The 26,119-nt window shown below is 38.5% G+C and carries 23 protein-coding genes; 15 read left to right on the plus strand and 8 right to left on the minus strand.

What is annotated here, in order from left to right; all coding sequences use genetic code 11:
- The first annotated feature begins 86 nt into the window (after positions 1–86).
- From LEUM_RS03770 to LEUM_RS03815, 10 genes are all read left to right on the plus strand, one after another.
- Positions 87–3,425 carry a DNA polymerase III subunit alpha gene (locus tag LEUM_RS03770; protein ID WP_011679556.1) on the plus strand — a complete coding sequence of 1,113 codons (3,339 nt, stop codon included), beginning with the start codon at positions 87–89 and terminating at the stop codon, positions 3,423–3,425.
- Positions 3,426–3,520: 95 nt separating this feature from the next.
- Positions 3,521–4,942, plus strand: a complete 1,422-nt coding sequence (pyk, locus tag LEUM_RS03775) for a pyruvate kinase (protein ID WP_011679557.1) — start codon at positions 3,521–3,523, stop codon at positions 4,940–4,942.
- A 163-nt stretch (positions 4,943–5,105) separates the two neighbouring features.
- A complete protein-coding gene (locus LEUM_RS03780) occupies positions 5,106–6,302 on the plus strand; it encodes an ammonium transporter (protein WP_010287422.1) in 1,197 nt (398 codons plus the stop codon).
- Positions 6,303–6,405: 103 nt separating this feature from the next.
- Positions 6,406–7,398, plus strand: coding sequence for a PhoH family protein (locus LEUM_RS03785; RefSeq protein ID WP_011679558.1), 993 nt, complete (start codon positions 6,406–6,408; stop codon positions 7,396–7,398).
- Positions 7,398–7,880, plus strand: coding sequence for an rRNA maturation RNase YbeY (gene ybeY / locus LEUM_RS03790; protein ID WP_011679559.1), 483 nt, complete (start codon positions 7,398–7,400; stop codon positions 7,878–7,880). Before LEUM_RS03785 ends, ybeY begins: the two co-directional genes overlap by 1 nt.
- On the plus strand, positions 7,864–8,331 hold the full coding sequence (locus LEUM_RS03795) for a diacylglycerol kinase family protein (RefSeq protein WP_010284749.1): 468 nt from the start codon (positions 7,864–7,866) through the stop codon (positions 8,329–8,331). Before ybeY ends, LEUM_RS03795 begins: the two co-directional genes overlap by 17 nt.
- Positions 8,332–8,372: 41 nt before the next feature.
- Entirely contained in the window at positions 8,373–9,284 is a 912-nt protein-coding gene (gene era / locus LEUM_RS03800; RefSeq protein WP_011679560.1) for a GTPase Era, read from the plus strand.
- Between the two features lie 69 nt (positions 9,285–9,353).
- On the plus strand, positions 9,354–10,133 hold the full coding sequence (gene recO, locus LEUM_RS03805; protein WP_011679561.1) for a DNA repair protein RecO: 780 nt from the start codon (positions 9,354–9,356) through the stop codon (positions 10,131–10,133).
- Positions 10,134–10,135: 2 nt separating this feature from the next.
- Entirely contained in the window at positions 10,136–11,098 is a 963-nt protein-coding gene (locus LEUM_RS03810; RefSeq protein WP_011679562.1) for an asparaginase, read from the plus strand.
- A 6-nt stretch (positions 11,099–11,104) separates the two neighbouring features.
- Positions 11,105–11,656: a histidine phosphatase family protein gene (locus LEUM_RS03815; RefSeq protein ID WP_153245352.1), complete on the plus strand. Its 552-nt coding sequence runs from the start codon at positions 11,105–11,107 to the stop codon at positions 11,654–11,656.
- Between the two features lie 30 nt (positions 11,657–11,686).
- Here the strand turns inward: LEUM_RS03815 and LEUM_RS03820 are convergent, their stop codons facing one another.
- The 3 genes from LEUM_RS03820 to LEUM_RS03830 are packed head-to-tail and all read right to left on the minus strand — an operon-like array spanning position 11,687 to position 15,226.
- Complete coding sequence (locus tag LEUM_RS03820; RefSeq protein WP_011679563.1) at positions 11,687–13,042, minus strand: aspartate kinase; 1,356 nt, start codon at positions 13,040–13,042, stop codon at positions 11,687–11,689.
- Positions 13,043–13,073: 31 nt separating this feature from the next.
- The gene (thrB, locus tag LEUM_RS03825) at positions 13,074–13,952 is read right to left on the minus strand and encodes a homoserine kinase (protein ID WP_011679564.1); all 879 of its coding nucleotides are present in this window, start codon (positions 13,950–13,952) and stop codon (positions 13,074–13,076) included.
- Positions 13,949–15,226, minus strand: coding sequence for a homoserine dehydrogenase (locus LEUM_RS03830; RefSeq protein WP_004164184.1), 1,278 nt, complete (start codon positions 15,224–15,226; stop codon positions 13,949–13,951). Before LEUM_RS03830 ends, thrB begins: the two co-directional genes overlap by 4 nt.
- 123 nt (positions 15,227–15,349) lie before the next feature.
- On the opposite strand from LEUM_RS03830, the gene thrC reads away from it, so the two are divergent.
- The 4 genes from thrC to LEUM_RS03850 all read left to right on the plus strand — a co-directional run bounded on the left by thrC (position 15,350) and on the right by LEUM_RS03850 (position 20,004).
- Positions 15,350–16,807: a threonine synthase gene (gene thrC, locus LEUM_RS03835; RefSeq protein WP_011679565.1), complete on the plus strand. Its 1,458-nt coding sequence runs from the start codon at positions 15,350–15,352 to the stop codon at positions 16,805–16,807.
- Positions 16,808–16,902: 95 nt separating this feature from the next.
- On the plus strand, positions 16,903–18,135 hold the full coding sequence (glyA, locus tag LEUM_RS03840; protein WP_011679566.1) for a serine hydroxymethyltransferase: 1,233 nt from the start codon (positions 16,903–16,905) through the stop codon (positions 18,133–18,135).
- Positions 18,136–18,172: 37 nt separating this feature from the next.
- Positions 18,173–18,709, plus strand: coding sequence for a 5-formyltetrahydrofolate cyclo-ligase (locus LEUM_RS03845; RefSeq protein ID WP_011679567.1), 537 nt, complete (start codon positions 18,173–18,175; stop codon positions 18,707–18,709).
- A 98-nt stretch (positions 18,710–18,807) separates the two neighbouring features.
- Positions 18,808–20,004 (plus strand): SAM-dependent methyltransferase, encoded by a 1,197-nt coding sequence (locus LEUM_RS03850; protein ID WP_011679568.1) that lies wholly within the window; start codon positions 18,808–18,810, stop codon positions 20,002–20,004.
- A gap of 67 nt (positions 20,005–20,071) precedes the next feature.
- On the opposite strand, the gene LEUM_RS03855 is transcribed toward LEUM_RS03850, so the two are convergent.
- From LEUM_RS03855 to rbsR, 5 genes are all read right to left on the minus strand, one after another.
- Complete coding sequence (locus tag LEUM_RS03855; RefSeq protein WP_011679569.1) at positions 20,072–20,905, minus strand: aldo/keto reductase; 834 nt, start codon at positions 20,903–20,905, stop codon at positions 20,072–20,074.
- 122 nt (positions 20,906–21,027) lie between these two features.
- Positions 21,028–21,945 carry a DMT family transporter gene (locus LEUM_RS03860; protein ID WP_011679570.1) on the minus strand — a complete coding sequence of 306 codons (918 nt, stop codon included), beginning with the start codon at positions 21,943–21,945 and terminating at the stop codon, positions 21,028–21,030.
- Positions 21,945–22,640: a ribose-5-phosphate isomerase RpiA gene (gene rpiA, locus LEUM_RS03865; protein ID WP_011679571.1), complete on the minus strand. Its 696-nt coding sequence runs from the start codon at positions 22,638–22,640 to the stop codon at positions 21,945–21,947. Before rpiA ends, LEUM_RS03860 begins: the two co-directional genes overlap by 1 nt.
- Positions 22,641–22,648: 8 nt before the next feature.
- Positions 22,649–23,590 carry a ribokinase gene (gene rbsK, locus LEUM_RS03870; RefSeq protein WP_011679572.1) on the minus strand — a complete coding sequence of 314 codons (942 nt, stop codon included), beginning with the start codon at positions 23,588–23,590 and terminating at the stop codon, positions 22,649–22,651.
- Between the two features lie 113 nt (positions 23,591–23,703).
- Positions 23,704–24,714 (minus strand): ribose utilization transcriptional repressor RbsR, encoded by a 1,011-nt coding sequence (rbsR, locus tag LEUM_RS03875; protein ID WP_011679573.1) that lies wholly within the window; start codon positions 24,712–24,714, stop codon positions 23,704–23,706.
- A 153-nt stretch (positions 24,715–24,867) separates the two neighbouring features.
- Between rbsR and LEUM_RS03880 the strand changes: the two genes are divergently transcribed.
- Positions 24,868–26,091 (plus strand): NupC/NupG family nucleoside CNT transporter, encoded by a 1,224-nt coding sequence (locus LEUM_RS03880; protein ID WP_011679574.1) that lies wholly within the window; start codon positions 24,868–24,870, stop codon positions 26,089–26,091.
- The last annotated feature ends 28 nt before the right edge of the window (positions 26,092–26,119 follow it).

Here is a 26,119-nt window from a genome sequence, read left to right on the forward strand (position 1 = left end):
GAACCCTAATATTTGTTAAAATTAACGACTTTTCTGTGATTTTTCTGTATAATTAAAGAAAACGGATGTTCGTATAAGGAGTTGAAATGTACGCACCGCTTCAAATTTTAAGCAGTTATAGCTTATTAAAAAATCCAAATACAATTGAACAAATTGTCCAAACGGCAAAGACTCGTGGTTATGAAGCCATTGCACTGGCTGATGTTAATGTAATGTACGGGGCGATAGACTGGTTTCGACAAACAAAAAAGCATGGGATTAAACCTTTATTTGGCTTGACATTAATGGTCAACGGACTTGTGAATACTGCCACGCTATTTCCAGTCGTACTATTAGCTGAGAATCAAGTAGGCTACCAAAATCTAATGTGGCTATCATCAGCCAAGATGACTAGTCAAGGAGATTTTCAGTGGGAAACAATGGTTAAACACTTAGACGGTATAAACATTGTTTTTCCAACTGACAGTGAGCTCGTTCAGCTCATCTCTTCAGGGTATGAGGAAGTTAATAATTATTGGCACCAACTCCTCACCCTTGTTGACGAGCGCCATTCTTTTATTGGTATTAATTCGCAAATGGCACCGCAGATACAAGAGAGGTTAGCACAATTTAGCGAACGTACTGGTGGTCATATGATTGCTTTAGATGATATTGATTATCTTAACTCAGATGATGCTTTCACCACTCAAGTTTTAAAAGCAATTGATGCAAATGTTAAATTGGACGATATTAAAATTTTGGCTCAACAACAAGGCTCACATATTTTAAGAGATTTAGCTGTCGTTCAGCAAGAATACCAAGGTACAGAAATACTAAAGACAGCCTATATTAATAACGAATTATTGGTATCAAAAAGCAATGTCAGCATTGAATTTAAAGATACAGCTTTACCACCCTTTGAAACACCATCTGGCGTGACCAACGCACAGTTTTTAGAAACGATTGCTGTCAGTGGATTAAAAAAACGATTGCAAGGGCATAATGTGAGTTTGAACTTGTACGAAGAAAGATTGCAGCACGAATTAAAAACCATTGAAGTGTTAGGATTTAGCGATTACTTCCTGATTGTTTGGGACATTGTTAACTTCGCACATAAAAATCACATTCAAACTGGACCAGGACGTGGCTCTGTCGCTGGATCTTTGGTTGCGTACAGTTTACAAATTACCGATGTAGATCCTTTGCAATTTAACTTGCTATTTGAACGTTTTCTAAATGATGAGCGAGTGCAAATGCCTGATATTGATATTGATTGGCCACCAAGCAAACGTGAAGAACTATTCACCTACCTTCATCAAAAGTACGGGAAAAGAAATTTTGGTCAAATTATTACATTTGGTACTTTAGCTTCTAAACAAGCTCTACGCGATGTTGGTAGGGTGTTTGGATTACCAACCCCGACATTGAGCAAGTTGAGTGCTAGTATACCTGAAGGAAAAAATGGACGTAAGGTGTCCATTGATGATGCGCTTAAAGCACCACAATTACAGAATGCCCTTCGTGATATTGATAATGGTAGATTGTTATTACAAACGGCGTTGAAAATTGAAGGCTTACCAAAAAATTACTCTACACATGCGGCAGGAATTGTACTTAGTGCGAATCCTTTGGTACAAACATTGCCTGTGCAATCTGGTACGGAGGGACGCTTATTAACACAATTTGAAAAAGATCCGGTTGAACAATTAGGGTTACTTAAAATTGATATTCTAGGACTACAAAATTTAGCCATTTTAAGCCAGGCACTCTATTATGCTCAAAAAGAGCTACCAGAAGGGTTTGATATTACCAAAATTGCTTTAGATGATGCCAAAACCTTAGCATTATTTGCTAAAGGCGACACAAATGGGGTTTTCCAATTTGAATCTGCAGGCATTAAAAATGTGTTGCGAAAGCTGAAGCCAGCCACCTTTGAACATATTGTGGCTGTTAACGCGCTTTATCGTCCTGGTCCTGCACAAAATATTGATAAGTTTATCGCTCGACGCCATGGTAAAGAAGCAGTGACGATCCCAGACCCTAGTTTGAAATCTATTTTGGCGCCCACTTTTGGTATTATTGTATATCAAGAGCAAGTTATGCTAGTTGCGGAATCATATGCTGGATTCACGCTAGGTGAGGCGGATGTTTTACGAAGTGCCATGTCGAAGAAAAAAGTCGACAAAATGCAGAAATTGCATGAACAATTTATTAAAGGCGCTTTAAAAAATGGGCATGATCAAGAACAAGCAGAACTTATTTTTTCTTATATTGATGAATTCGCTAATTATGGTTTTAATCGTTCTCACGCAGTTGCTTATAGTAAATTGGCTTTTGAACTGGCCTATCTAAAGGCACATTATCCAGTTGCTTTTTTTACAGCTCTATTAAATGCAAATCTGGGTGAACAGAAAAAAGTGCAACAATATGTTTCTGAAGCCAAAATACGCGGAATTGTAGTATTAGCGCCAGATGTCAACAAGTCATATAAGTTTTGGACATCTATCGAAAACCAATTACAAATGGGTTTGAATAATATCCGTGGTGTTCGTACAGACTTTGTGACTGGTGTATTGGAAGAGCGCCAGAATAATGGTTCATTTCAAACAATCCAGTCCTTTGTAAGACGTTTGCCAGATAAAATGCGTAAACGAGAAGTGTTAGAGCAGTTAGTATATGCTGGTGCACTTGATTCGTTTGGCTATAATCGACGCGAACTAATCGAAAATATAGCGAGTTTGATTGAAGGTGCAAGCTTTGGTAACTTAATTTTGGAAGAAACGAAAATTAAGAAGTATGATGATTTTGCTTTGTCTGATCGTCTGAAAAAAGAAAAAGAAGTCATTGGCGTAAATTTATCAGGTCATCCTTTAGATACATATGTTGATTTCATTTTGGAAAATGGTTTTAGTCAAATAGGAAATGTCGTACAGCCCAGTCAGGTTGAAAAAATAATCGCAATTGTCGACAGTATTCGCCAGATCCGCACTAAAAAAGGGGATGACATGGCTTTCGTGAAAGTCTCTGATACCACTGGAGAAATTAGTGTAACTATATTCCCACAACTATTTAAAAAAATAAGCAATTTTCTAAAGCCCGGAACAATATTGAGTATTGCTGGTAAATCAGAGCGTGATATGCGGAATGAAATCGCTATTGTGGCTAATCATATTAATTTAGCGCCAGAACCCCAGCGCGTTCAATCTATTCAAGGGACCTGGTTTCTTCAGCTTGACGAAAAGCATGACACACCGGAAAGACGTGAGGAAATCAGCCAAATCATGAAAAAACATCATGGCCATAATCCAGTGGTGATTCACTGGCAAAAAGATGGTAAAAATCAAAAACTTGATCAAGAATTTTGGATGACTAGTGAAACCGTTATCATGCGCGAATTAGCAGCTTTACTAGGCAGTGAGAATATTATTTTTAAACAAACTTACTAATAATATGACTTGTACAAATGGGTCATAATGTATAAAATAGAGATTGGGTAGAGTTGCACAAGCAACAACCAAGATAACTAAGGAGCTATTTAACCATGAAAAAGACGAAAATCGTCTCAACACTTGGTCCGTCATCATCTGATGTCGAAACAATCGTAAAGTTAATCCAAGCGGGCGCCAACGTATTCCGTTTTAACTTTTCACACGGTGATCACGAAGAACATTTGGGTCGTATGAATGCTGTTCACGAAGCCGAAAAGATTACTGGTAAGACAGTTGGTATTTTGTTGGACACTAAGGGTGCTGAAATCCGTACAACAAAGCAAGCTGACGGCAAGATCGAATTCCATACAGGTGACACATTGCGTATTGCAATGGATGAAAACCTTGAAGGAACGAAAGAAAAAATCGCCGTTACATACGCTGGTTTGTTCGATGATGTTAAAGAAGGTGGACAAGTCTTGTTTGATGATGGGTTGCTTGGTACAACTGTTATCGAAAAAGATTCAGCCACTCGCGAATTAGTTGTTCGCGTTGATAATGATGGTATTTTGGGATCACGTAAGGGTGTTAACGCACCTGGTGTTTCAATTAACTTGCCAGGTATTACTGAAAAAGATGCTGATGACATCCGTTTTGGTTTGGATCACGAAATCAACTATATTGCTGCTTCATTCGTTCGTAAGCCTGAAGATGTGCTTGAAATTCGTGGACTATTGAAGGAAAAGAACATGGAACATGTTCAAATTATTCCTAAGATTGAATCACAAGAAGGTATTGACAACCTTGATGCAATTTTGGAAGTTTCAGATGCCTTGATGGTACCACGTGGTGACATGGGTGTTGAAATTCCTGCTGAAAACGTGCCTTTGGTTCAAAAAGACATGATTCGCAAGATGAACAAGGCAGGTTTACCTGTTATTACTGCTACACAAATGCTTGACTCAATGGAAGAAAACCCACGTCCTACGCGTGCCGAAGCTTCCGATGTTGCCAACGCTGTGTTTGATGGTACTGATGCAACAATGTTATCAGGTGAATCAGCTAACGGAGACTATCCAGTTGAATCTGTTGCCACAATGGCTGCTATCGACGAAAAAGCTGAAACTTCATTGCGCGAAAACGGTCGTCATGAGGATATTTTCTTCGATGAGACTGATTCAACGGAAGCTGTTGCAGCATCTGTTGCTCGTATCGCACGCAATGTGAACGCTAAGGCTGTTGTTGTATCAACTAACTCTGGTTACACTGCACGTATGGTTTCAAAGCACCGTCCTGATGTTAACATTTTGGCCGTTACTTATTCAGAACGCGTACAACGTGGTTTGACATTGAACTATGGTGTTGTTCCAGTAGTTTATGATGCACCAAAGACTATTGACGAAATGGTTGACTTAGCTAAGAAGGCCGTAAAAGACCAAGGATTGGCTAATTCAGGTGATACTATTGTTATTGCAGCAGGTGTACCAATGTCACAATCAGGTACAACAAACATGTTGACTGTTCAAACAGTATAATAATTCTAGTTTATACTTGTAAAAAAGACTATAATGATTTGATTATTCAAATCACTATAGTCTTTTTTAATTTAATGTAAGAAAAGCTACCACAGTTTAATACCAAAATTTAGCGAACTGCTAATATTAAATTAATAATAAAAAAACAAGTAGGAGTGATTTAATGAACAGTGGTGATTTAGCATGGGTTTTAGTTTCAGCTGCATTAGTCTGGGTAATGACACCTGGATTAGCCTTGTTCTACGGTGGCTTAGGTGAGCGTAGAAACTTGTTACACACGATGTTTATTCCAGTTATGATTATTGGAATTGCTTCGTTAGTATGGTTTGTTGTTGGATATACGTTATCATTTGGTGGTAGTGGAAATGTGATTGGTAATTTTAAACATTTGTTCTTAACGAATGTTTCATTCACGCATTCTACTAAAGATTTAACAATTCCTGACGGTGCATTTGCCCTGTTCCAAGGTATGTTTCCGATAATAACAGCCGCAATTATTACTGGATCCGTCATTGGTCGAGTTAGAATTAAAGCATTGCTCGTATTTATTGCACTTTGGTTGATTTTCATTTACTCACCGTTAGCGCACATGGTTTGGGGCGGTGGCTTCTTGGCTCAGTTAGGCGCAATTGATTTTGCTGGTGGAACTGTTGTTCATATTTCTAGTGGTGTAACTGGATTGGTGCTGGCTTTGATGATTGGACATCGTCATATTGACAAGCACATACCTGTACGACCTTCTTATGTTTTGATTGGTGGCGCTTTGTTATGGGTTGGATGGTTTGGTTTCAACTCTGGATCAGCTCTTGCAGCAAATGGCACAGCTGTTCTAGCATTAGTTAACACATGGTTAGCATCAGCGGCAGCTGTATTGACTTGGGGTCTTGTTGAATATAAGTATCATGGACGTGCTACATTATCCGGTATTACTAGTGGTGGTGTTGCTGGTCTAGTTGCTATTACGCCTGCTGCTGGTTTTGTGGCACCATGGGCAGCTGTAGTGATGGGACTCTTAGCTGGTTTTATAGGCTTTGCTGGTATCACATTTGTTAAAAATAGTTTTGGATATGATGATACATTAGATGCTTTTGGTATTCATGGTATTGGCGGCGCCGTGGGTGCAATATTGACAGGTGTATTTGCTGATAAAAGTGTTGGCGGTGTTGCTGGTCTAATCAACGGGAATATATCATTGGTTGGTAAGCAGTTAGTCGCAATTTTATTTACTATCGCATTTGCTGCGATTGGCACATATGTTTTAGCTAAAATAACAGAACTCATTGCTGCACCACTGCGTTTGACAGCTGATGAAGAAGCTGAAGGTTATGACGCAATTATGCATGATTTGACTGTGGAATAAAGGACAATGGTCCTTTTTATTTTGCCTGATATTTAGTGCATAAACTACCATCAATCACGGCAATATGGTAGAATAAAGGAAACATATAAAGGGGATTTGCTTTTTGACAGCACAAGTTCAGCAAATTTTTACATTTGAAAATGTGGAGCAACAGACTAAGTTGCTTGGCGTTAATGATAATTTTTTACAGTTAATCGAAGAAGGACTAACTGTGCGACTTCATGCTCGTGGTGACCAAATGACCATCTCAGGTGATGAGGATAAAGTGCCATTAGCTAAAGCTGTACTACGCGAATTAACTAGATTAATTAAGCATCAAATTAATATATCCGATACTGACGTTGTGAGTGCAATAACAATGGCACAGCGTGGAACATTGGAATATTTTGGTGACCTATACTCTGAAGTACTAATTCGTGATAATAAAGGGCGTTCCGTTCACGTTAAAAATTTAGGTCAACGCCAGTACGTCCAATCAATTCGTAAAAATGATGTCACGTTCGGCATCGGACCGGCTGGAACAGGAAAGACTTTTTTAGCAGTTGTTATGGCAATATCAGCCTTGAAGCGTGGTGACGTCGAAAGAATTATTATCACACGTCCTGCTGTTGAAGCAGGTGAGTCACTAGGATTTCTTCCAGGTGATCTGAAAGAAAAAGTAGATCCATATATGCGTCCTATTTACGATGCTATGAATGCATTAATTGGCGCGGAACAGACCCAGCGGTTAATGGAGCGTGGTGTGGTCGAAATTGCGCCACTGGCCTATATGCGTGGTCGAACATTGGATGATGCATTTATTATTCTAGATGAAGCACAAAATACAACGAATCAACAAATGAAAATGTTCCTAACGCGTTTTGGATTTGGCTCAAAAATGATTATTAATGGGGACATCTCTCAAATCGATTTACCATATGGTGCAAAATCCGGGCTCATTTCGGTCCAACGTATTTTGAAAGACGTGAATCATGTATCGTTTATTCATTTTGGTAGTGCCGATGTGGTTCGTCATCCGGTTGTCGGTCTAATAGTTGGTGCCTATGAAGCAGCTGAGAAAAAATTAGCCGAATTAAAAAAGGAGCAAATTAACTAATGGATTTGGCTATTATTGACCAAACAAAAGCTGGTGTTAATCAATATCATCAGGATCTGGTTCGTTGTGTACTAGATTATGCTGGCAAATATTTGGAATTGCCAGATAATACAGAAATGTCTGTAACATTTATGAACAATGAAGAAATTCATCAATACAATAAAAAATATCGTGGTATAGACAAACCCACTGACGTCATTAGTTTCGCAATTGAGGAAGACGGTGATGATCTTCCGGTTTTACCAGACGAATTGATGGATGCCGAGTTAGCGAAAAATATTGGTGATATCCTGGTTTCTGTGGATATTATTAATTCTCAGGCAGAGTACTTGGGGCATAGCTATGAACGTGAGTTAGGCTTCCTAGTGGTGCATGGCTTCTTACATTTGAATGGATATGATCATATGTTAGGCGATGCAGAAGAAAAAGAAATGTTTGATTTACAACGAGAGATTTTAGATAATTATGGCCTCAAAAGATAAAAAGCTAGAAGGTGCGCCTAAAGACTACAATAAAAAAGTACAACGAAACAGTACATTTTTTCGAGCCATGAGAAACTCTTTGCACGGTATTTGGCTGATACTAGTCAGAGAACGCAACATGCGAATACATATCTTGCTAGGATTTCTCATTTTGCTTGTGGGCTTACATCTTGGCTTAAACCGTGCAGATTGGTTGTGGGTTGCGGTCGCAGTATTTACAGTGATATCGAGTGAGTTTTTGAACACGATTATTGAAGCTGTGGTTGATTTGGTTGTCGAAAAAAGATATCATCCACTTGCCGGGCTGGCAAAAGATGTCGCTGCTGGTGGCGTTTTAGTTGCCGTGGGTTTTGAAATTATTATCTTATTGATTGTATTTCAACCTTATGTTTGGCGGCATTTTGGTATTGTTACCAATTTTTCACAATTTATTCATGACTTTAGTAAATAAAACACATACAGGAGAATGCGGCCAAAGACCGTATATATATTATGACAGAATCTACTTTTAAATCAGGATTTGTGGCGATTATTGGTCGTCCAAATGTTGGTAAATCGACGCTTTTGAACCGCATCGTTGGCGAAAAAATTGCCATTATGTCAGATAAAGCACAAACTACCCGTAATAAAATACAAGGCATCTATACAACGGATGATGCACAAGTTGTGTTCATTGACACGCCAGGTGTACATAAACCACAAAATTCACTCGGTGATTTTATGGTAAAATCTGCATTTTCTGCGCTTCATGAGGCAGATGCAATCTGGTTTGTGGTAGATGCTTCAATGGCACGTGGTCGTGGTGACGATTTCATTATTGACCGGTTACAAGAAGTTAAAAATACACCAATTTATTTACTAATTAACAAAGTTGATTTATTAGCGCCAAATGACTTGCTTGATGTTATTGCTAGCTATCAGAATGATGCGCCTGAGTGGGCTGAAGTATTTCCAATTTCTGCCACAGAGGGTGATAATGTTCCAGAGTTGTTGGACAATATTGTGTCTCACTTGGATGAAGGGCCTCAATATTTCGATGCAGACCAATTAACGGATCACCCTGAACGTTTTGTTATTGGAGAATTAATTCGCGAAAAGGTATTGCAGTTAACACGTCAAGAGGTACCACATTCAGTTGCTGTCGTTATCGACAAAATTGCTCGTGAAAATGAAGAAAAAATTCATATTCAGGCATCAATTATTGTTGAACGACCAACACAGAAGAATATCATCATTGGTAAACAGGGTGCGATGATCAAAGATATTGGTACGAGGGCGCGCAAGGACATTGAACGCTTACTCGGGGACAAAGTTTTCCTTGAAACTTGGGTTAAGGTTGAGCCTCGCTGGCGTGACCGACCACAAGCTTTGCAGACATTAGGATATCGTCAAGAAGATTACTAAAATGATGCTGTATCAAAGCACCGTGTTGTCATAAAGAAAAATTTTGGCGATTGATTTAGTGGAGTCATTATGGCAATTATTCGTGGCATTGTATTATATACACGACAATATAAAGATAATGATTTATTAGTTCGCATACTAACGGAAACGTACGGCATGCGAACTTTTTTGGCGCGAGGTGCAAAGAAAGCTACTTCTAAACTCTCAGCTGGTACACAACCTTACACAATTGTAACTTTTGATGGTGCTCTACCGAAACGAGAAACCGGACTAGGTTACATGAATGATGTTCAAGATATAAAAGTATATTCACGGCTTATCGAAGATATCGAAGCAAATGCCTATGCTGCGCTGATTGCTAGTTTAATTGATGCTTCCTTTGAAGAAGGGGAAAAGATAACACGCTGGTATAATCAACTTTATGTCGCGCTACAGAAACTAGATGAGGGACTCGATCCTCAAATTATTGCTAATATTTTTGAAATTCAATTACTTGTTCCTCTAGGGGTGGCGCCAAACTTAAGGGCTGATCCGATTACAGGTCAAGTAGATGGGAAATTTGATTATTCTGAAAAGTACAATGGCATTATTTCAGAACATCATTTTAATCTGGACGATCAGCGATTAATGCTTGATCAAAAAACTGTGTTTTATTTACGTCAATTTAGCGTCATTGATATGCGCCAAGTACATGACATCAAAATGTCAGCAATCACCAAACGTGGTTTGCAACGTGTAATTGACTATATTTACGAAAAACAAGTTGGTTTGAAGCCACGTGCAAAATCATTTATTGAGCAAATGCATTCGTGGCAAAATACGTTAGTTAATTTTAGAAGGAATAAGTAATCATGAAAAAAATTTTGGTTTTGCATACCGGTGGTACAATTTCTATGCATGAAGATGCTGATGGCGATGTCGAAACAGGAGATGAAAATCCTTTAGTTCAAGCAAAGGTTACCTTTCCAAATATCGAACTAGAAGTTGAGAACATTTTTAATTTACCAAGTGAACATATTGGTCCGTCTCATATGCTACAATTGCAAAAACGTATCTCTGAAGCCAAAAATGATTTTGATGGTGTGGTCATTACTCATGGTACTGATACCTTGGAAGAGACAGCATTCTTTCTGGATAGCACATTAAAAGTTTCGTTTCCTATTGTTATAACGGGAGCAATGCGTTCATCCAATGAACTTGGTTCAGATGGTTTGTACAATTATCAATCTGCGCTACGTGTAGCGGCAGATGATACATCCAAAAACCGTGGTGTGATAGTTGTGATGAATGATGAAATACATGCCGCTCGATTTGTAACTAAAACACACACTACTAATGTGGCAACGTTTGCGTCACCACTTAGTGGCACGATGGGGCTACTAACGAAACGACAAATTATTTACTTTTATGACCTGCCACAACGAGAAGTATTACCAGATGTGGATATTAACAAAAATATCCCTGTTTTAAAGGCGTACGCTGGCATGGATGGCCAATTATTGAAAATTTTGGCTGATGCTAATATTGACGGCATTATTATTGAAGCACTTGGTGCTGGTAATTTATCTCGCGAAGCAGCTCGCGGAGTAGCATATTTATTAGCGAAAAATACGCCAGTGGTCATTGTGTCAAGAAGCTTCAATGGTGTTGCTGCACCAGTATATGATTATTTAGGTGGCGGCGTTCAATTAGAGAAATCTGGAGCAATCTTTGCGTCCAGCATTAATGGGCCTAAAGCGCGACTAAAGCTATTAATCGGACTATCAAACAACTTAAGTAAAGAACATCTAGAAACGTATTTACATGGTATTTAACTCACTATGAGAAGAATCTATTTCGTGCGTCATAGCATTCGTGATGATAAAATTAAAGACGATTATTCGGCACCATTAACGATAGAAGGAAAGCAGTTGGCCCATGATTTGGTGGGTTATTTTGTAGACAAAAATATTAAGGCTATCTATTCATCACCTTATCAGCGTGCGTTGCAGACTATTGAACCAACAGCAACTACACTGGGTATAGAAATTAATTTGAATGCTGCATTGCGCGAACGGCAAACTAATGACCAAATAGATTGGCAAAATCATTTAGAAAAGCTGTGGCAAAATTTTTATTTTAAAACCGCTGGGGAAGAATCTTTAGCAACTGTGCAACAAAGAATGAAAACAGCTTTTTATCAAATTATTGATGAATCTTCTGGTGAAATAATTATTACAAGTCATGGGACGGCATTAAGCTTATTGTTCCATTACTTAACAAGTGGTTATTTCAATTTTATAGACTGGCAAAAAATGGAAATGCCGGATGTATATATTGGCCTATTTGATGAAAATAATCAATGCATCAGTTTAACAAAAGAGGCGTATTAACTTTAATAGTTAATACGCCTCTTTTTAATGTCATTTAAAGATATTTGTATAGATTGCTTCTACAGCACTATCAGATAAGTCGGGCTGAATTCCTAACATAATCGAAATTTCGCTCGCTCCTTGGTTAACCATTTGTAGACTGATATTACGCTCCTTCAGGGGCGCGACAATCTCCGTCAAGGCACCAACACGATTACGCATTCCTTCACCAACAACCATTATAATACCGTAGCTTGGAATCCACTTTAATGTATCAGGTTTAATTTCAGCAGCAATATCGCTTAACATGTTATCAACTTGCTCTTGCGTTAACATTGTTTTATCAAAAATAATTGTCAAATCATCAATACCAGAAGGCATATGTTCGTAAGAAATATTGTGACGCTTCAAAATCTCAAGAATACGAAGGGTAAAACCAACTTGTTTATTCAATAAGTACCGATGTAAGTATAGGGCAGCAAAGCGGTTGGAGTTGGCAATACCAGTTACAGGACGTGTTTGCTGAACCTCTGTAGGTGGTACGATAAATGTTCCAGGGGCATCGGGATCATTGGTATTTTTGATGTTTATACGAATACCACCTTGAATGGCTGGAATAATGGCTTCATCATGGAATACAGCAAAACCAGCATAAGATAACTCGCGCATCTCATCGTATGTCATTTGTTGGATAGCTGCTGGATGTTCGACAATTGAAGGATTAACAGCATAGATAGCACTGACATCGGTAAAGTTTTCATATAAATCAGCTCGTAGTCCGCGTGCCATAATAGCACCAGTTATGTCTGAACCACCACGTGAAAATGTAGCCATGTCGCCATTCTTAGTGTAGCCAAAGAAGCCAGGGACAATGAGTCGTTCAGAAGTTGACAGGTCTAACTCGCCGATTGTGGTATAAGAAGCGGCATCAAATGTTGCTGATCGCGCATTATCATCCACGACCAATCCAATCTCTTTAGGATCCACAAAACGAGCTGGCATACCTAAATGGTTAAAGACTTTAGCAATCAATTGCGCATTTAAATATTCGCCGTGAGCAGCGAATGCTGCATATAAATAATCAAATGATCGGTAATGTTTTCTTGCTAGATGTTCAATTTGTTCATCGAGGTCAGCTAGTTCATAATCTGGTAACTCAAAGTATTCACCAATAGAGTGATAGCGATGTTTAATCGTTTCAATAATTTCAGTGGTATCTTCGTCTGCAAGCGTAGCTTGCGCGTATGATATCAATAAATCGGTCACCTTCCGATCATCTTTGAATCGTTTACCAGGTGCTGAGACAACAACAACTTTTCGATCATCATCAGCACGAATGATATCGTAGACACGTTGCAGTTGTTGACCGTTAGCTAGTGAAGAACCACCAAATTTTGTAACTTTCATAATATGTAAGTGCTGGTAAGCACATATTCTCCTAATTATTTTTTGTAATTTGTAAACCAGTATAATCTGGTTCTAGTAATAATAGTTTTCCTGGCAAAGCCATGTTTGTCAGCACTTTTAATAACTTAGTTGCATTATCCTTTGATACGAGAGTGATAACAGTCGGACCCGCACCAGAAAGATAGGTGCCGATGATTTCTAGTTGATGGGCAGTATCACGAATAATTTTTAGGTGTGGTGCTAAATGAGCACGAGCCTGTTCATGAAATTGGTCCTTTTCAATTAAAACACGAGCTGTATTGAAATCACCGGCGTTCAATGCTGCGGTTAAAGTATTACTGATAGCGCTGGCAGCAACACTATCTTTAAATGTCATCTTAGCAGGCAACGCATTACGTGCTTCAGTTGTGAGCAGTTCGTAATTCGGAATGAAGGTGATGAAATTAATGTCTTTTGGTAAACTCAATGGTGCATGATAGACCTGCTCGCCATCGTAAAAGGCTGCTACACTACCTCCAAGTAACGCAGGAGCAACATTATCTGGATGACCTTCTAAAGCCGTCGCTTGCTTCAATAAAGCGTCATTATTCAATCGCATATCAGCCAGAACATTGGCCATTGCTAGACCAGCCAACAGCGCAGAAGATGATGAACCCAGTCCGCGTGCAAGTGGAATATCAGATTTTACAACAATACGATGAGGTGTCAAGTTTGGGGCTAATAAGAGTGCTGTTTTGACGATGAAGTTGTTAACATCACTGGGCATATTTGCACCGTAATCATGAATCACTTGCCATTCGGAGGTTTCTTCATACACTTCTAAGGTTAAGTATAGTTTTAAGGCCACACCAAGAGAATCAAAGCCAGGGCCAATATTGGCGCTAGTAGCTGGTACAGTTATTTTAATCATGAGAAAATTTTATACTCCGCCGCTAAATTAATGCCATCAGCATTTCGGATTGTTGTACGAATAACATTGAGCTGCGCATCAGAGGCAGCGTGTGTCAGAGCAACTAATCGAGCAAAACCATTTTTTGCTGGGGTTTGCTTTAAATCAGTAAAACTTATTTTTGCGGAAGCAAACATACCGGTTACGGAATACATTGCTCCTGGCGTGTCAGCTACTTCTACAACAATAAAACGTCTTGCCACGCGCTGTGAAGGTTTAGCCAAATCTAGATCTTGGTTAAAAGTATTAAATGGTCTTCCTGGCGTATTCAGCGCTAGATTGGTAGCGACATTGGTTAAATCACTTAATACCGAATTAGCAGTAGGCATTTCACCAGCGCCTGGTCCATATAGCATCACTTCACCAACTGACTCACCATTAACTAAAACGGCATTGTTTTCATTGTTAACGGTCGCTAAGGGATGGTTAAACGAAACAAGGTGAGGGGAAACCTCAATACTGAGTGCATTACCAACTCTTTGGGCAACACCAAGCAATTTGATTGCGTAGCCAAAACCGTGCGCATCGTTGATATCTGAATCCGTTAAGTCGGCAATACCAGTAATAGTTACGTCATCCATAACAGGTTGCACACCAAACGAAAAGTTAGACAAAATAATTAACTTGTATGCTGCATCAAAACCTTCCACGTCATTTGTGGGATCAGATTCAGCAAAACCTTTGTCTTGAGCTAATTTAAGGGCTTCTGCATACGTTAAACCATTTGTAGCCATTTGCGTTAGAATAAAGTTACTTGTGCCGTTAATGATACCGGCGACACGTGAAATTTCATCTGCCGTAAAACTGCTTGAAAGCGTACGCAAGATAGGCACGCCACCGGCAACGGCAGCTTCATAATATAAATCAACACCATTCTGGTTGGCTAATTCAGCTAACTCTTGTCCACGACTTGCGATTAAATCTTTGTTTGCCGTGACAACATGCTTTTTTGCCATAAGTGCGCGTTTGATAATATCGTATGCATAATCAATTCCACCCATGACTTCTACTACAATTTGTATTTCGTCATTGCCTAAAATATCCTCAGGATTATCAGTGATTGGAAAATCTTGTGTAAAACCTGTGCGCGGTTTATTAAGATTATGTACGACGGCATGACGTACGACCAAATGAGATCCCGTGCGTTGGGTAATTTGATTAGCGTTTTGTTGTAAAATTTTTACGACACCACTTCCAACTGTGCCGAGACCAAAAAGACCGATGCCTATTTCCATGTGATATTCCCTTTATTTTGAGTATTTTATATATGTTCTTCTTATGATTTTATCATTATAATATCTAAAAATAAACAAATTTGTTATAATTGGATAAATTATAAAAAAAGGAATTTAGTTACTATGAATTATGTATCAACACGTGGACAGGCGCCTGCAGTTACATCTAGCCAAGCAATAATAAACGGTATTGCGCCAGATGGCGGTCTTTACGTTCCAGAAAAATGGCCAAAATTAAAATTAGATTGGAAAAATCTAAGCCAGCAAAGCTATCAAGAAATTGCCACGCAAGTATTTGATGCCTTTTTTGATGATTTTACAGTTCAGGAAATTGACCATATTATTTCAAAATCATATGGCAATCAATGGGATGCTGAGAGCATTGTGACCTTGCACAATGAAAACAAGTTGCACTATATTGAATTGTTTCATGGACCAACCTTAGCATTCAAAGATGTTGCACTACAGGCACTACCACATCTATTAACGACAGCTGCTAAAAAGCAGTCACTAAATGATAAAATTGTTATTTTAACAGCTACATCTGGCGATACAGGAACTGCTGCTATGAGCGGCTTTGCAAATGTTGAAAATACTGAAATAGTTGTTTTTTACCCAGAAGTTGGTGTTAGTGATATTCAGCGTCAACAGATGCAAACTGAAGAGGGACACAATGCTCATGTTACAGCAATAACTGGTAATTTTGATGATGCCCAAAAAGCTGTAAAATCTATTTTGAGCGATGAGAAATTAATTCAGGAATTATCAGAAAAGGGTATGCGTTTTTCATCAGCTAATTCAATTAATATTGGTCGATTAGTACCACAAATTGTGTATTACATTTATGCTTACGCCCAATTAGTAAAAAATGATGTGGTGGTACCAGGAGAAGAAATCAATATTGATGTGCCAACCGGAAACTTTGGTAATGTGCTTGCTTCATATTATGCCAGTCAGTTAGGATTACCAGTTCATCAGTTTACAGTTGCTTCGGATGAAAATAATGTATTAACTGATTTTTTCAACACTGGTATCTATGATCGTCAACGTGATTTTAAAGTCACAAATTCACCGGCAATGGATATCTTAGTATCAAGCAACTTGGAACGGTTGTTGTATTTTGCTAGTGGTCGTAATGATGAAGAAGTTCGCCAGTATATGAAGTCATTAGCTGAAAATGGTCAATATACCTTGACTGATAAAACGCGTAATTATTTGCAAAAATTCACAGCTAAATTTGCGACACAATCTCAAGTGGTTGATACGATTAAAGATGTCTTTGAAAATAGCGGTTACTTAATTGATCCGCATACGGCTGTTGGTCGCTTTGCTTACGAAGAAGAAACACAGCAAACGTTACTTGCAGCAACAGCAAGTGCTTATAAGTTTCCACAAACAGTTTTGGCAGCATTGCAGGAAAAAAACGAAGGGGGCGTAGTGGATTTGCAAAAGCTAGCTGAACGAACAAATACAGTTATTCCAGCACAAGTAGCAACGTTATTTGATAAAACTATTGTGCACACTAAAATCATCGAGCCTGCGATGATTATGCAATCTATTAAAGACGAACTATCTATCTGATAATTGTGGGATTGTTTGCTATATTATGACATTTTATGATTTAAATCGTTGATTTTTTAATGTATAATTAGGCTATATCAACCAAGGAGAATCAAATGTCATATCAAGAATTAGACCCTATTGTCTGGAGTGCGATTCAACAAGAAAGTGCGCGTCAAAACCGTACAATTGAATTAATCGCTTCTGAGAACTTTACATCGCAAGCCGTACGTGCCGCACAAGGTTCGGTGTTGACAAATAAGTATGCTGAAGGATACCCTTATAAGCGTTATTATGGTGGCACGGAGTACGTGGACGTTGTTGAACAGGTAGCCATCGATCGTTTAAAAGAACTTTTTGGTGCTGAATATGCTAACGTTCAGCCGCATTCTGGTTCCCAAGCGAATGCTGCTGCTTACATGGCATTTTTAAAGCCAGGTGACAAGATATTGGGTATGAGTCTTGACGCTGGTGGACACTTGACACATGGGGCCAAGGTCAGTTTCTCTGGAAAAGTTTATGAATCACATACTTATGGATTAAATTCGGAAACAGAAACCTTAGATTATGAAGCAATTGCCAAGCAAGCACGTGAAGTAAAACCACAGATGATTGTGGCCGGTGCTTCTGCATATTCACGAATCATTGAATTTGATAAGTTTCGTGCGATTGCTGACGAAGTGGGTGCCTATTTAATGGTTGATATGGCGCATATTGCCGGACTTGTAGCTGCTGGGCTACATCCCAATCCAGTAGGCATTGCAGATGTTGTTACATCAACAACACATAAAACATTGCGAGGTCCGCGTGGTGGGGTTATTCTATCACAGGAAAAGTATGCTAAGCAGCTTAATTCAGCTATTTTCCCTGGATCACAAGGTGGACCATTGGAACACATTATTGCAGGTAAAGCAATTGCCTTTGGAGAAGCTTTACAACCTAAATTTAAAGACTACGCACAACAAGTTATTAAAAATGCGCAAGCTATGGCAAAAGTTTTCAATGATACTGAAGATATTCGTGTTGTAGCTGGTGGCACTGACAACCATTTATTCAATTTGGACCTAACTAAAACAGCGTTAAATGGTAAGCAAACACAGGAATTATTAGACACAGTTTCAATTACTACAAACAAAGAAGCTCTGCCAAATGAACAATTAAGTCCATTTGTTACATCTGGTATTCGTATTGGAACTGCAGCAATCACAACGCGTGGATTTGATGAAGATGATGCCACTAACGTAGCCGAATTGATTGTGACAGCCATTCATCATTATGATGATGAAAAAGTACTCAAGCAAGTGAAACGTGAAGCTGAAGCATTAGCAATGACGCATCTATTTGAATAATTTAAAAGCTGGTAAAACCGGCTTTTTTTGGTGAAAAATGCAAACAAAATCAGAATTAAGAATTCAACAAAAAGCAGCTCTTGCTAGAGAAAATCTGATGAAGCGTAAAAGGGAAGAGGAGCAACTTTATGCACTACTTTTCCAGACGCCTGAATGGCAATCTGCTGATAGTATAGCAGTTACTTTGAGCATGGAGTTCGAATTAAATACGAGTCCGATTATTATTAAAGCCTGGGAAAAAAGCAAGCGAGTTCTCGTACCAAAAATTATTAATCACAAAATGATTTTTGTGGAAATAGATTCAAATACACGTTATCAAACGGGGATGTTGAACATTAGAGAGCCACTAATAGATAACTATCAGGCCGTTGAACAACTGGATCTGGTAATTGTTCCTGGGTTAGCTTTTACTGTTAGCGGTAAACGTTTAGGTTTTGGGGCTGGATATTATGATCGCTTCTTAGAACACTACGCGGGGCATACGATCAGTGTAGCCTTATCGACGCAATTACTAGATGATTTACCAACAGAAAATCATGATCAAACTGTTCAGCGTATTTTGTATGCAAAATAGCTAATTCCTTGGTGTAGCACTATCATCCATTTTTATCAATGTTTGACTTTTGGTAAATGTTTTCTTACAATACCAATATAGTAGGTAAAGGGGAAATTATGCTTGACAAAACAATTTATAAACAGATTTTTAAGTCTAGTTTCGACGCCCCAATCGACGTTGAATTTTGGGATGGGGAAAAGGTAAGTTACGGTCAAGGAGACCCAATTGCCACAATCATCCTTCACGAGGTCATACCGATCAAAGACATTATGGCACATGCCTCGCTCACTTTTGGTGAAGCGTACATGGATGGAAAAATTGAAATTAAAGGTAATCTACAACAGTTGGTTAAGATTGCGTATGATTCCAAAGAAAGTTTTTTGAATGGATCTAAGTTTTCTAAACTTATTCCTAAACACTCACACTCGGAGAATAAGAGTAAAGCAGACGTACAGAGCCATTATGATATTGGTAATGATTTTTATAACATGTGGTTGGATCCCACAATGACTTATTCTTGTGCTTACTTCGTTAGCGAAAAAGATACGCTTGAGGATGCACAATGGAACAAAGTACGCCACATTTTAAATAAACTTCATGCACAATCTGGTGAAACTTTATTAGACATCGGATGTGGCTGGGGCACATTACTGTTCACCGCAGCTAAAGAATACAACTTGGAAGCCACTGGTGTAACACTTAGTCAACAACAGTATGATTTTGTTTCTAATAAGATTAAAGAAGAAGGACTTGAAGGTCGAGTTCATGTTTATTTGGAAGACTATCGTGAGTTAAAAGATACTTATGACCATGTAACTTCTGTTGGTATGTTCGAACACGTTGGGAAAGAAAACTTAGGTGAATACTTCAACCAAGTGAACAACCTTCTTACAGAAAATGGTACAGCCTTAATTCACGGCATTACTGGGCAACATGACGGTGCAGGTGTTGATGCTTGGATCAATAAATACATTTTCCCAGGTGGTTACATCCCAAATATAGCGGAAAACGTGGGACACATTATTGATGCTTCTTTGCAGGTTGATGATATTGAACCGTTGCGTCGTCATTATCAGAAAACATTGGAAATTTGGACAACTAATTTCCACAAAGTTGAAGAGGAAGTTATTTCAAAATATGGTGAACGTTTTTACAGGATGTGGGATTTATATTTGCAAGCTTGTGCAGGTTCATTTGAAGCTGGAAATATTGATGTCGTTCAGTATTTGCTCACCAAAGGGCCTTCTGGTACAAACTTACCAATGACGCGTTCATATATTTATCATGCTGATGTTGCTAGCGGTGTGAAATAGCGTGTAATCTCGTTAGATTAGTAAAAAGCAGTCAACTATGATTAGAAGTTGACTGCTTTTTTATTGATTAAAATTCCTGATAAACTGCAGGATCTTGATTATTTGTCCTGCCATCAGGTTTTGTTAAATCGTTGATACGTTGCATATCAGATGAACTAATTTCAAAATCAAAAAGATCTAGGTTACCTTTTTGTCTTGCGTAACTACTTGCTTTAGGTATAGGCAATACGCCAAGAGATATTTCCCATTTCAACACGAGTTGACCAATATTCTTGTGGTATTTTTTAGCTAATTCAACTAAAACAGGGTCTTTCAAAATCGCACTTGCACGACCCAATGGGCTCCAAGCCTGTGTTAAAATATTTTGAGTGTTATTGTATTCACGCAATTCCTGTTGATTGAAATAAGGATGCAATTCAACTTGGTTAACAACTGGTAATATATTGGTTTCTTTTTTCAAACGTTCAATATGTTCAGGAAGAAAATTGCAAACACCGATTGATTTAACAAGACCAAACTTTTGCGCCTGAATGAGTGTGTGCCAAGCCTCTAGATAATGATCATCAATCGGGTTGGGCCAATGTAATAGGTACAAATCAAAGTAATCTAACTTACTTCGATACAAGGATTCTTGAATTAGATCAATTGAGTCTTGATAACTACTGTAATACTTCCCTGGAAGCTTTGAGGTGATGATTAATTCATCGCGATTGACATGCGATTGTTGTATAGCTTGTCCAACTGTACCTTCGTTCTGGTAATTAAAGGCAGTGTCGAATAGACGATAACCAGCATCAACTGCGGATAAAATTGATTGTGTTCCTGCAAAGCCATTTAATTTATATGTGCCGAAACCAATTTCTGGTAAGTGTTGGCCATCGCTTAGTTCATGAAATGTCATAAATATAGACCTACTTTCTTCGTACTATAATCCCTATAGTAGGTCAAGAATTTAGGAGTTGCAAGAGAATGGTTTGCTCACTAGCAAACAAAAAAACATCATCTAAGTAATGTTTTTAAGTATTAGTATATTTTAATAATTAAAATACCAATCAACATGCCAATAACGCCAATTATTTGATAGATAGAAATTGATTGCTGTTTTGATTGAAATAACCCAAATTGTTGAATGAGCATGGCGCCAATCATAACGCCTAGTGTTGAAATACTAACCGTGAGACCTGGACCTAACGGTAGGATGAGAAGTGACATAAGGGTTACAAAAGCAGCACCAGCTAAACCAGCAAACCAAGATTGTGACAGACGGATACCAATGCGCAAATGACGCCAATTGTTGTTTTTCAAAAAAGCGAGCACGATCAATCCGATTATGAAGGCCCATAATGCGCTAACAGTCGGGCTTTGGATGTAATGACCTAGTTGACCATTAAAGGTAGACTGCACAGTGCATAAAATACCAGCGCCAAAAGCCCAGAGACGATTTAGCATTTGTGATTTTGAATGCTCACTACTTGCCAATTCTATAGTTGAATGTCGAGCCGATAACACCACGGCAATATAAGTGCCAGCTAAAAGAATGATGATACCAATGATGCGAGTTACTGAAACCATAACAACTGTTGTATTAAACCATCCAAAGGTTTCAAAAAACATACCGGATAAAATTTGCCCTAATGTTGGAAACATGACTGTTTCCACAGACCCAATTTTTGGGAAAAGAATAATACAACTTGTAATGAATACCAATCCAAAAAGACCACCTGTTGTCATCCATATTGGTGCTGAGAAGATAAGCTCTATTTTTGAAAAGTCACCCAGAATAACAGTCAGAATGAGCAATAAAAATGACCCAACTATATATGCCATAAAACAAGCAACGAGGGGAGATTTGAGCAAAAAACTTAACTGCGCGTTAACGGCATTTTGAGCAGCCAAAATTAAACCAGCTCCAATGGCAAGTGCAATATATATCATATACATCAGTTTATCTCCACATGAGCTTGCTGTCGTTCTTTAATTTCTACTGTGTTATCGCCAATAATTATTCGATCACAAATATTTAAAAACAAACCGTGCTCAACAACGCCAACTTGGCTTTCAAGATATTCGGCGAGGGCATATGGATTGTTAATTGTGGTCATATGGCAATCAATAATGTAGTGACCAGCATCAGTGATAACGGGCTGGTTATTTCCGGGATGACGACGTAGCTTTGGGAACAGACCTTTATTGGCAAATTGTCGTAACAACTGACCGCTACCGTAGGGGATAACCTCTACGGGCAGCGGGAAAGAACCTAGCGTGTTGTGCACTTTACTGCGATCAACGATCCAGATATTTTTCTTTGAGTTTTTAGCTACTATTTTCTCCATCAGTAGGGCAGCTCCGCCACCTTTTATACCGTTAAGGTAGGAATCGACTTCATCTGCACCATCAACTGTAACATCAATATGGTCAATGGCATCAATGTCGACAATTGGAATATTTAATTCTGCGCATCGCTGACTAGTAATTGTTGAAGTGGTCACGCCGATGACGTTATATTGAGAAGCAGCTAAAGCATCTAAAAAATAAGAAACAGTTGAACCAGTTCCTAGTCCGATAATCATATCGGTCTGGATATAATTTAAAGCGGCGAGGGCTGCTTGTTTTTTTTGGAAATTTTTTTCATTCATGATAAGCCTCATTCCGCCATAGCAGCATTAGCAAGCAAACCAGCGTCAACGTCTTTTTTATTTGGAATCGAGGCTATTGCACCAGATCGGCTGACGGCTATTGAACTAGCAAAGCAACTACGTCGAATGACACTTGGTAGATTCGACAAGTTGTCGTCAATATTAGCTGAAAAAGTACCAATAAATGTGTCACCAGCAGCAGTGGTATCAACGGCATTTACCTTGAAAACAGGTAAAATATCTGCCGACCCATTGACATGATAGTAAACACCATCACTGCCAAGTGTAACCACTACGTTGGAAAAACCTACTTTATTTAATTTGGAAGTGAGTGGCGTTAACGACGATTGTTTTGTGGTTGGCTCAGTGTGAGCTAGTGCCGCGGCTTCAGTTTCGTTTGGTATGATTAAATCAGTAGACGAAATAATATTTGAATCAAGATGTGACGTAATAGGTGCCGGATTTAATATAGTTAGTACGCCATTTTCCTTGGCGATATTAAACCCAGCAACAATGGCTTCAGTAGGTACTTCAAGCTGTGCTACGATTACATCAGCATTAGCAATTATATTGCGCGCTTTTTCCACATCGGCGCTGGTTAAATTCATATTTGCGCCACCATATACCATAATCGTGTTATGTCCATCTGGCTCCAACATTATAGTGGCGGAACCAGTAAACTGGCTCTTTGTAAAAATATAATCCGTTGATATTCCTTCATCACTTAATAATTGTTTGAAGGCACGTCCACGGTCATCATCACCTACAGCACCGATCATTGTTACATCAGCTCCTTGACGAGCAGCTGCAACTGCCTGATTGGCACCTTTACCACCAAATGTACTTGCTTGATTGTTAACGGTGATGGTTTCTCCTTGGTTTGGTAATCTATCAATCATTTGAATAGTATCAATATTGAGACTACCGATAACAACAACCTTATTTTTCATAATGATTACTCCTTAAAATATCAAAGTTGGTTAAACGTTTTACTAAATTAAGGGTTGATCACAGTGTACGTTATTTTAAAAATAATGTCAAGAAAAAAAGCAACCATAATGTCTTAATGATTGCCTTTTGTATTTTTAACTGGCCCGGTCGATTCACGAATAACCAATTTAACATCGAAAAATTCGGTTTGCAAGGGGAGGTTAGGATGATCGAGACGTCGGATAATCATTTTTAAGGCCGTTTCACCAATTTCCCAAACAGGTTGTGCTATGGTAGTTAATGTAGGAATCATAAATTCTGCATAATCTGTATCATCATAACCAATGATGGAAATATCATCAGGTACTTTAATATCTTGATAGGCCAAACCACGCAAAACACCGATAGCCATTTCATCATTCAAAATGAATGCTGCTGTAGATTTACTTTGAATAAGTTGATGAACAGCTGCCAAACCGCCATGTTTTGACAAAGTAGTAGTAATGATTGCTTTTGGCGTTAAATTTGCTGTAGATAATGTGTCTAAGAAACCAGCTCGACGTTGCCGCATGTTATCGGTCAGATTATTTGGTAAAATTAAAGCGATATCTCGATGACCAAGTGACATTAAATGACTGGCTGCCATACTTCCGCCTGTAAATTCATTTGTTTGAACCATATCATGTGCATTTATATCGGCATTTTGATCAAGCACCAGATACGGTATATTACGTTTTTTTAAAAACGTATTAACTTCCGCTCGATTAGGGATGTGCCGGCCAAAAACTAATGCTTCTACGCCACGCTCAACCAAGGAAAAAATTGCATCTTGTAAACTTTCATCGGTTGACCCTAGAAATACTAAATTAACATCAGATGGCGCACTAGCTTGCATGCTTTGAATAATATCGGCAAAAAAAGGCATGCGGAAAGAAGGGACTATGATGCCAATCAAGCGTTTGTGCCTGCCCTTAAGATTTCTTGCAGCGCTGTTAGGAACATAGCCTAACTCATCTCGTGCTTGAAGTACTTTTTCAATCGTTGCCTCAGAAAAACGTTGGCCTTTGTTATTTAAAATTTGAGATACAGCAGCAATGGAAACGCCCGCTTTTTTGGCAACATCTTTTATTGAGATTTTGCGCATCACATTTTACTCCTTAGTTTAAAAACATTGTTCTTAAACTATTGTACCAGTAAAAAATAATTGAAAACGCTTCCATTTTCAAAAAGTTGGTGTTATAATGTTTTTGGTTAAACGTTTTACTAACTTGCATTTTGTTCAAGAGAGGAATAACTTATGTTTTTATTTGCTAATATTCTTGGTATTTTTGTTTTCATTGCCATTGCAGCTCTGTTTTCAAGGGATCGAAAAAATATTCAGTGGAAATCGGTCGGCATTGTGCTGGCACTAGAGATTTTGCTAGCCTGGTTTTTTACTCAATTCAAGGCCGGACAAATCGCTGTGCAAGCTGCAGCTGATGGTTTCAATTGGCTTGTTTCTGTGGCAACACAAGGAATTGCATTTGCGTTACCTGAATGGTTGACTTCCAATAATGGCGGGCCAAACTTTGTGACTTCTGCTTTGTTGCCAATTTTATTGGTTGTGCCCTTGTTTGATATTTTAACCTATATTGGTTTACTACCATGGCTCATTAAGTGGATTGGTAAGGGGCTCGCTTTTATAACTGGACAACCAAAATTTGAAGCATTCTTTTCGATTGAAATGATGTTTCTAGGAAATACAGAGGTCTTAGCTGTTTCAAAAGCACAACTAGATATGATGTCTGCTCGAAGAAACTTTACGCTCGCTATGATGTCGATGAGCTGTGTCACATCGGCTATTATTGGTTCGTATACTCAAATGGTTCCTGGTAAGTATGTTTTAACCGCCATCCCGCTTAATATATTAGGTGCTATTATCATCGCTACGATTTTAAATCCCACTAAAGTGACGCCTGAAGAAGATGTCATCGTCAGTGTTGCATCAGATAATGGTAAAAAGGAGCCTTTCTTTTCATTCTTAGGCGATTCAATTCTTGGCGCTGGAAAGTTGATTTTAATTATTACGGCTACTGTTATTGCGTTTGTTTCTTTGGCGGCACTGATCAATCAGTTGTTCAGTTTAACTGGGCTACACTGGTTAACATTAGAAAATATCTTTGGCGTAATCATGTTCCCATTTGCATGGTTACTGGGATTCAATGTTCACGAGGCTTTCCAAATTGCGCAATACATGGGCACAAAATTGGTAACTAATGAGTTTGTTGTCATGGGTGAAGTTTCAAAATCAATTATGGCCGGTAAGGGACTCTTTGCAAATGAACATGCACGTATTGTTTTGACGGTTTTCCTTACTAGTTTTGCTAACTTTGGAACCCTGGGCATGATTATTGGTTGTTTCAAAGGCCTTGTCAGCAAAGAAAAAAATGATTACATTAGTGCACGAGTACCGTACATGTTGTTGTCAGGGATATTAGTTTCATTATTGTCAGCTGCAACAGCAGGAATGTTCGTTTGGTAGTCAAAAGAGAAGTTCTTAAAAGGAGAAA

Origin of the sequence: Leuconostoc mesenteroides subsp. mesenteroides ATCC 8293, from assembly GCF_000014445.1 — a bacterium.
GTDB classification, from domain to species: Bacteria; Bacillota; Bacilli; order Lactobacillales; family Lactobacillaceae; genus Leuconostoc; species Leuconostoc mesenteroides.